The 3,206-nt window shown below is 69.3% G+C and carries 2 protein-coding genes and 1 other annotated feature (1 of these 3 cut by a window edge); both genes read right to left on the reverse strand.

The features are described from left to right. Positions 1-339 (reverse strand) — a sequence feature (mutual gap in cmsearch alignment for this rRNA model is longer than 100) (it extends 1,151 nt beyond the left edge of the window). Positions 340-884: 545 nt separating this feature from the next. Then, positions 885-2,243, reverse strand: coding sequence for a glycoside hydrolase family 71/99-like protein (locus tag SSBG_RS10040; RefSeq protein ID WP_234010458.1), 1,359 nt, complete (start codon positions 2,241-2,243; stop codon positions 885-887). A 517-nt stretch (positions 2,244-2,760) separates the two neighbouring features. Continuing rightward, a partial coding sequence (locus SSBG_RS10045; protein WP_037869398.1) for an ROK family protein occupies positions 2,761-3,206 on the reverse strand: 446 nt, incomplete at its 5' end.

Raw genomic sequence — 3,206 nt, forward strand, 5'->3', positions numbered from 1 at the left:
TAGGAGTCTGGGCCGTGTCTCAGTCCCAGTGTGGCCGGTCGCCCTCTCAGGCCGGCTACCCGTCGTCGCCTTGGTGAGCCATTACCTCACCAACTAGCTGATAGGCCGCGGGCTCATCCTGCACCGCCGGAGCTTTCCACCACCCTGGATGCCCAAGATGGTAAGTATCCGGTATTAGACCCCGTTTCCAGGGCTTGTCCCAGAGTGCAGGGCAGATTGCCCACGTGTTACTCACCCGTTCGCCACTAATCCCCGCCCGAAAGCGGTTCATCGTTCGACTTGCATGTGTTAAGCACGCCGCCAGCGTTCGTCCTGAGCCAGGATCAAACTCTCCGTGAATGTTTTCCCGTAATCGGGAGACACCACGAGAGCGGAACCAGGGGAAGGAATAATCCCCCCGGTCCACAGCGTCCTCGCTGTGTTGTGTTTCAAAGGAACCTCAACCTCAAGCCACAAGGGACTCTCGGTCGGGGTATCAACATATCTGGCGTTGACTTTTGGCACGCTGTTGAGTTCTCAAGGAACGGACGCTTCCTTCGTACTCACCCTCTCGGGCTTTCCTCCGGGCGTTTTCCCTTCGGTATTTCGTGTTCCCGACTCTATCAGACTCTCTCGGGCCCGATTTCCTCGGCGCCTTTCCGGTTCCCGGCCGGGCCTTTCGGCCTTTCCATTTCCCTTCCGGCGTTTCCGACTTTATCAGATCTTCGGCGGCCGCTTTACCGGCTGTCCTTCGTTCTGCATTGTTCGGAGAAGTGCCCACCCTGTTCCGCCGGGGGGCGGTTCTTTCGGGGCGTGGAGGACAGTAGCAGGTCCCCGGGGCGCGACGCACATCCGGTGGGCGCCCCCTCGTACGGCTGTGCGCGAAGGGGGCGCCACCTGCGGCTTCAGCGGTTCGTGACGGTGATGTCGTCCACGGACGCGGTGCCCGTGCCCGGTGCCGTGACGAGGATCTTCGTGATGCGGTGGCCCCGTGCCGAGCCGTTGGGACGGCTGGTCACCCTCGTCCACGCGGAGAGCGGGGCCTTCGCCGCGGGGCGGGTGCGGACCGTACTGCCGTTGTCGAGGAGCAGATCGACGGTGACGGCCCGGCCCGCCGCGTCCGCGGGGCGCAGGTAGTACGTCAGCTCCGTCTTTCCCGTCACCGGGATGTCCACGTCGAAGACGCGTTGCGTGCTGGGGGCCGCCGCGCTGCCGGGTGCTCCCTTCACCGTGAGAGAGGTGTCGCCGCGGTGGGCCGTCCCGCCGGACGTCGTCACCGCGAGGCCGGTCGCGGGGCGGGCGTCGGTGCCCGGTTCGAAGCCGGTGCGGAACTGGACCGGCCCCGTGGAGGGCGGGATGGGAATGTCCGGGTCGAGGGGGTCGCGGCCGCTGATCATGCCCGTGGCCGCGCCGGCGAGGCGGAGGTAGAAGTCGGCGGAGAGATAGGTGCCGTCCGCGCTCGTGGTCTGGAAGTACTGGTCGGTGGGGATCATCGAGGAGTCCTCGGCGGCCGGGGCGATCGCGGTGGCCTCGTCGTACTCGTCGAACATGGCGAGGAACGCCTGCCCGACGCCCGCCTTCCGTACGTTCACCGCCTGCTGCCACAGGAAGTCGCCCGAGCGGCGCGGGATCTCGTTGCGCGGGCCGCCGTTCCAGTTGGACCAGGCGAAGCCCGGGTAGATCACCGGGAGGTAGTCCTGGCCGCGCGGGGTGAGCGCGGCGAGGTCGGCGGCGATCTGCGGGGCGTTGTCGCCCGCGTTGCCGACCATCCACGGGGAGAGCATGTCGAGCGCCTGGTAGACGGGGCCGAAGCCGGGCTTCGCCTGGGAGTCGGTGCGCCAGCCGGTCGGGACGCCCCCGACCACGTAGAGGCCCTTGCTCTTGAACCAGTTCACGATCCGCTCGGACTGCTCCGCCGAGCCGGGGCGGTTGCTGAAACCGAGTCCCCACAGCTCGACGACCGGTTTGCCGTCCTGGTGGACGTAGGCGGGGGAATCGGTGAGGTGCAGGGAGCCGGTGACGATGTTCGTCCAGTCGTCCTGGAGGACCTGTTCGAAGTTCGCGTCGGTCAGTCCGCTGACGTCGTACTCGACGTAGAAGCCGCGGCCCGTGCGCTCGGCCGCCTTGCGGGCCTTGTCCGCGACGGAGTTGCGGACGGCGGCGCGCGGCGAGGCCGGGTCGGAGACGTCGCTGCCGAAGCGCTGGAGAGCGGCGCCGTCGAGGCCGTTGTCGCGCATCCAGTCGAAGTGCTGCTGGTCGACCACGGCGCTCGGGCAGGAGGAGAAGAGGCGGGCCGGTTCGCGTTGCCGAGCGGGGCGTAGCCCGTGCCGGCGAGCACGGAGTCCGGGTAGGCGCGGGTGTCCGGCCACAGCTCAAAGGTCTGGTTGCCCGGTGCGGGCCGGGAGCCCGCCCAGTGCCGCCAGGCGCCGAGCGGGGAGCCGTCGGAGGGATGGTTGAACCAGCCCTGGTAGCCGGCGTAGACGTGGCCCTTGAGGGTGGGGGGCGCGGCGGTGGGGCTCGCGGCTCCGGCCTGCGTGCCGAGTGCGGTGGCCAGGAGGGTGAGGGTCGCGGCGGCGGCGAGGGAGAGACGGGTACGGCGTCTGGGCATGGGGTGGTCCTCGGTTCCGTTGCAGGGAGCTTCGGGCACGGCGCGGCACCGGTGGGGGTGCGGCCATGAAAATCCCTCGGGTGGACCTCGTCAACCGGCTGGACGAAAGCGATTTCCTTGTGGTGTACGGGAGATGGGCTCGCGTAAGCCTCATATCTTTCCCTCGTGGCTGCTTAGTTCCTTGCCCGCTGCCCGGTCTTGAGGCTGGGGGTGAAGGTGGCGTGGAAGACGCTGGAGGCGGCGCCGACCGCCGCCGCGGCCTCGCCGAGGTGCGAGGGGGCCACGCGGACCGTACGGACGTGGTGGGCGAGCGGGAAGGTGTTGACGGCGGTGGTGATGACGTCGAGGTAGCGGGCGCGGACGCCGGGGAGCACGGCGGGGCCGCCGACGATGAGGAGTTCGGTGTCGAAGAGGCCGACGAGCCCGGCGGCGCCGCGGGCGAGGACCCGGGCGACGCCGTCCACGACCTCCCGGACGGCGGGGTCGCCCTCGGCGGCGCGCGCGCACACCCACGGGTAGGCGTCCTCGCCGGGCGGTACGGGCAGTCCGGCGGCGCGGACGCGGGCCAGGGTCGTGGAGATGGGGGCGCACTCCTCGGCGGAGCGCGGCACGTCGTCGT

It is taken from the genome of Streptomyces sp. SPB074 (assembly GCF_000154905.1).
Taxonomy (GTDB): domain Bacteria; phylum Actinomycetota; class Actinomycetes; order Streptomycetales; family Streptomycetaceae; genus Streptomyces.